The organism is Acinetobacter sp. YH12129, from assembly GCF_013418685.1.
GTDB lineage: Bacteria > Pseudomonadota > Gammaproteobacteria > Pseudomonadales > Moraxellaceae > Acinetobacter > Acinetobacter amyesii.
In genome coordinates this window covers 1-4,760 of sequence record NZ_VPBP01000061.1, presented here as the reverse complement: position 1 = coordinate 4,760, position 4,760 = coordinate 1, and the positions used below count along the sequence as shown (strand labels likewise).

5 protein-coding genes and 1 pseudogene are annotated in these 4,760 nt (G+C 31.2%); 4 read left to right on the top strand and 2 right to left on the bottom strand.

What is annotated here, in order from left to right:
- Positions 1 to 158: 158 nt before the first annotated feature.
- The gene (locus tag FTU65_RS15895) at positions 159 to 329 is read left to right on the top strand and encodes a nitroreductase family protein (RefSeq protein WP_218944955.1); all 171 of its coding nucleotides are present in this window, start codon (positions 159 to 161) and stop codon (positions 327 to 329) included.
- 498 nt (positions 330 to 827) lie between these two features.
- Here the strand turns inward: FTU65_RS15895 and estT are convergent, their stop codons facing one another.
- Positions 828 to 1,688: a macrolide hydrolase EstT gene (estT, locus tag FTU65_RS15890; protein WP_077782102.1), complete on the bottom strand. Its 861-nt coding sequence runs from the start codon at positions 1,686 to 1,688 to the stop codon at positions 828 to 830.
- A 17-nt stretch (positions 1,689 to 1,705) separates the two neighbouring features.
- Positions 1,706 to 2,002 (bottom strand): annotated as a pseudogene (locus tag FTU65_RS15885) (FAD-dependent oxidoreductase); the annotation flags it as partial.
- Between FTU65_RS15885 and FTU65_RS15880 the strand changes: the two are divergent.
- The 3 genes from FTU65_RS15880 to FTU65_RS15870 all read left to right on the top strand — a co-directional run bounded on the left by FTU65_RS15880 (position 1,963) and on the right by FTU65_RS15870 (position 4,630).
- Entirely contained in the window at positions 1,963 to 2,808 is an 846-nt protein-coding gene (locus FTU65_RS15880; protein ID WP_169538917.1) for a DUF234 domain-containing protein, read from the top strand. The pseudogene FTU65_RS15885 and the gene FTU65_RS15880 sit on opposite strands and share 40 nt — an antisense overlap.
- 165 nt (positions 2,809 to 2,973) lie before the next feature.
- Positions 2,974 to 3,504: an NAD(P)H-dependent oxidoreductase gene (locus FTU65_RS15875; protein WP_218944953.1), complete on the top strand. Its 531-nt coding sequence runs from the start codon at positions 2,974 to 2,976 to the stop codon at positions 3,502 to 3,504.
- A gap of 91 nt (positions 3,505 to 3,595) precedes the next feature.
- A complete protein-coding gene (locus FTU65_RS15870; protein ID WP_169538918.1) occupies positions 3,596 to 4,630 on the top strand; it encodes a tRNA-dihydrouridine synthase in 1,035 nt (344 codons plus the stop codon).
- Positions 4,631 to 4,760: the final 130 nt, after the last annotated feature.

Genomic DNA, 4,760 nt, shown 5'->3' with positions numbered 1-4,760 from the left:
TGTTCAAATGGCGATTCAGCGTTTAATTGGTTTTGGGAAAAAAGAAGAGTTTAAGGAAATTTTGGCAATTTTAAGAAAGCAGAATCCTGATAGGATAAGGGTTCTGTGAAATTTGTCGTGTACAGAGAATAATATTAATAAAAAATAAGGATAAATTTATGGAAAAAACTTTTATGGAAGCAATGGATTTTAGACATGCTTGTAAAATATTTGATGAGACAAAAAAGATAAAAGATGAAGATTTAAACTATATTTTAGAAGCAGGGAGAAAATCTCCTAGCTCTTTTGGGCAAGAGCCATGGAAGTTTTTGGTAATTACAAAAGTATAGCCTGAATTAGCCCTCGATTTTACATCTTGGAACCATGGCCCCCCCCTTTTTTAGGAAAAGGATGACCTTCGGTCTCTCTATTTAAAGGAAATCTTCACGCCTTTTTGTCGGATTCGGCTGAAATTTACGGGACGGTCTTATTTAAGAATGTATGGCTTAATGTTGCGAAAGAAGTTGATTTCCTCCCAATGGTTTTTAAAACCCTGCTTTATAATATCCTCTCTTATTGACCATAAGTACTCTTTTAGGTATATCGTCATTTGGTGCGCTTCATCAATTATATTAGGTGCAGACAGCGAAATGGCATTTTCTTTTCGCTGTACCTCTGAGATAATATGATTTAATGAAGATACCATTTCGTATTTAGTTTACAATATTTCCTTTTATAAAAGAAAATTGCGTAGTATGATTATTAAAAAACACCAAAAGATGTTATTCAAAGAACACATTGATATTAGCTTCAATCTCTAAACCGTTGATTTGGAAATACATAATACCCTATTTGTTCATTCTTTTGTTATTTGTTGTATGTTGCGTTATTCCATCAATAATTTTATTCCAATCTTCGAAATGTAGTTCGTGTCCGGTTCCATCAAGCGTTATTAGTTTTGAGCCGTTTATCTTTTCAAGTAAAACTGCTGAATTCTTAAAATGCCATATTTTATCGTCCGTTCCGTGTACAATTAAGGTTGGCTGATTGATTTCGCTCAATCTGTTCCAGTATTCTTCACCACCTTGCAGTGCCGCATGATTGAACATACTTATATAGTTATTAGCTCTTTTAAATTCGGCTCTAATCAGTTTTTCACTTCTTTGTTTGTCAAATTGTTTCCTGCCGCTCATCAATTCAGCACCTTGAATTAAATAATTTGCCACACTGTCTTCATTTGTCCAATCTACGGTTTCAGCTTTTCCGTGAAAATCTAAAATACGCGTATCCATTTCAGGAATTGTGGGGTCTGAGTCGCCCCAAGGACCTGATGAGATTAGTGTTATTGAACTTACCCTGTCGGCATATTTTATTGATGCTATTTGAGAAATCAGTCCGCCCAGTGAAATTCCCACAAAATTGGCTTTGACTATTTTATAGCCGTCCAAAATTGAAATAGCATCATGGGTTAAGTCAACAATATCATAGGGGGTTGAACCCGGTTCGTAATTAGTAGATTTTCCTACGTCCCTATTGTCGTAGCGAATAACAAAAAATCCCTTTTCAGATAGTTTCTGGCAAAATTCAGCATCCCAATACAACATGGATACCGTTGCTCCCGCAATCAAGAGTATTGCCGGATCTTTTTCACATCCAAAACTTTCGGTAAAAAGTCTTATTCCGTTTTTTTTAACTATTTTCTCTTTCATTTCCTCGCCTTTCTGTTTTATAGATTCATTAGTTTTTGGAACGAAAAGTCGAGGCTGAACATTTCCGTTTCGTTTATTATTGATTCTGCCTGTGCTTCTCTTCCATAAGCAAACATTTGCTGTTCATAATTTTCAATAGCCTCTTCAATGCTGTTAAATTTCCCATTGGTCAGATTATCCGACAATATCAAGGCATCCATCAACCCACTGTTTACGCCTTGTCCTGCAAAAGGAGGCATCAAATGAGCAGCATCTCCAATCATCGTTATGGGTAATGGACGCTTACTTTTCCAAGACTTATCTAAGGGAAATAGATTTAAAACCTTTGAAAGTAAGTGTATTAAAGGAGATTTTAAAAGATTACAACTCTTATTCAAATAAAAATTTACTTGATTTTTATTTGCTAAGTGGTGGAGTTGCAAAATATATAGAACTATTTATCTTAAACAGTAGTTTTGATTTAAAATCTATGATAGATACAATTATTGATCCAAACTCAATATTTTTGGAAGAGGGAAAAAATAGACTTATTGAAGAGTTTGGAAAAGAGTATGGAACATATTTTTCTATTTTAGCTTTAATCTCTGATTCAAAAACATCAAGAAGTGAAATAGAATCAATTTTGGAAAGAAATATTTCAGGACATTTATCACGACTTGAAAATGACTATAACATCATAAAATCAATTAAACCAATAAATGCTAAACCAAACTCAAAAGTACAAAAATATGAGATAGTTGATAATTTTTTATCCTTTTGGTTTAGATTTATTTTTAAATACCAATCACTAATCGAAGCTGAAAATTTCGATAGATTAAAAGAGATTATCTATAGAGATATCTCAACTTTTCAAGGAAAATTCCTTGAAAAACTTTTTGTGGAACTCTTAAAAGAGAAACAAACTTTCACTTCTATTGGCTCATATTGGGAGAGAAATAATCAAAATGAGATAGATATAGTTGCTATCGATGATATTGATAAGAAACTTCTAATTTGTGAAGTAAAACTAAATGAAAAACGGATAAACTATCAGGCTTTAGTTTTGAAATCTCAAAAATTAATTCAAGAGTATAAAGATTATGAGATAGAGTATAGGCTTTTATCGATAAAAGATATTTAAAATTAGAAAAACAGATAATAGCTGGTGCTAGAGTGGTTGCTAGGGTAATTACTCTAATTTCAAGTTGGTGCAAGTGGTTTTTGCAAACTTTGTATAAAGCCTTAATCGATATAAAAGTTAAGTTTGATTATATATAATTGTTGAATAATTTAAAAGGAGTACAAAATGAAAAAAGTTTTAATTTTAAATGGACACCAATATTATGAAAATGTTGCAAAAGGTGAATTAACTGAAAAGATTTTAGAAAAAGCGACACAATTTTTCAAAGAAAATAACTTTCTTATAAAATATACAAATATAGATAAGGGTTACGATATAAAAGAGGAGTGTGAGAAGTTTGAGTGGGCTGATTATGTGTTGTTTCAATATCCTGTTTATTGGATGGGTGTTCCTTGGATTACAAAAAAATATTTCGATGAGACTTTTACTCAAGGAAGACACTATGCAAACGACGGAAGAAGCAAAAACGATGATAGCAAAACTTATGGAAGTGGTGGATTACTAAAAGGCAAAAAATATATGCTAAGCTTGACATATAATTGTCCAAAAAGTGAGTTTAACAATCCTGATGGTTTTTTTGATGGATTATCACTAGATGAAGCAAATGTTGCTACTCATAAAACTTTTCAATTTGTTGGATTAGAACCTTTAAAACTTACTCTATGCATGATATTTTTAAAGGAGATTTGGATTTAAATAAAGAGTTAGCTAAATTTGAAGATACTTTAAGAGAGAATTTTAAGTTTAGTGTATATATAATTTGATATATTTAATTTAAGGAGCTATAATGAGTTTATTATTAAACAAAGGTAAAATAGGTGATTTGGAACTAAAAAATAGAGTTGTAATGCCACCTATGTGTATGTATAAAAGTGATAATAGTGGAGAATTAAAAGATTTCCATATGTTTCACTATACTTCAAGAGCAATGGCTGATGTTGGTTTAATTATTGTTGAACCAGCATCAGTTGAGCCAAAAGGAAGAGTTTCATCTTTTGAATTAGGACTTTGGGATGATTCTTTAATTGAAAATCATAAAAAAATGAATGAGAAGTTACACTTATTTGGAGCAAAAAGTTCTATACAATTAGCTCATGCAGGAAGAAAATCTGAAGTTGTTGATGATATTTGTGTAGCTCCAAGCTCAATTGCTTTTAGTCAAAAATCACCATATAAAGTTCCAAAAGCGTTAAGTCTTGAAGAGATAACAAAAATAAAAGAGTTGTTTGTAAATGCTGCAATTAGAGCCGAAAAAGCAAATTATGATTCAGTAGAACTTCACGCTGCTCATGGATATTTGTTGTGTGAATTTTTATCACCTTTAACAAATAAAAGAGATGATATTTATGGTGGAAGTTTAGAAAATAGGTGTAGATTAGTAATTGAAACTGCAAAAGAGATAAAAAATAGGGTAAAATTACCCCTTATTGTTAGAATTAGTGCTGATGAATGGATGCAAAATGGATGGAATATAGAAGACTCTATTTATTTATGTAAAGAGTTAGAAAAAGTTGGAGTTGATTGTATTCATGTTTCAAGTGGTGGAAATATAGAAAATCCAGATAAGATACCAAAAATTGAACCATTTTATCAAGCTAATTGGGCAAAAGAGATTAAAAAAAGTGTAGATATTCCTGTTATTGCTGTTGGTTTAATAACAACAGCAAAAGAGGGTGAATATCTTCTTGAAAATAGTTTTTGTGATTTTGTTGCATATGGAAGAGAGTTGCTTAAAAATCCAAATCTTGTATTTTATGCTGCAAATGAACTAAACGAAAAAGAGAAAATTAATAGCTCTTATGCAAGAGCATTTTTAAAATAATATTCTCTGTACACGACAAAAATAGATAACTCATTGAAATAATGTCACAATAATTGTTTTCTAACGACGAATACTATGACACATCTCAATGAGTTATATCTTATCTTAAACAAATCTCTAAAATGGAACA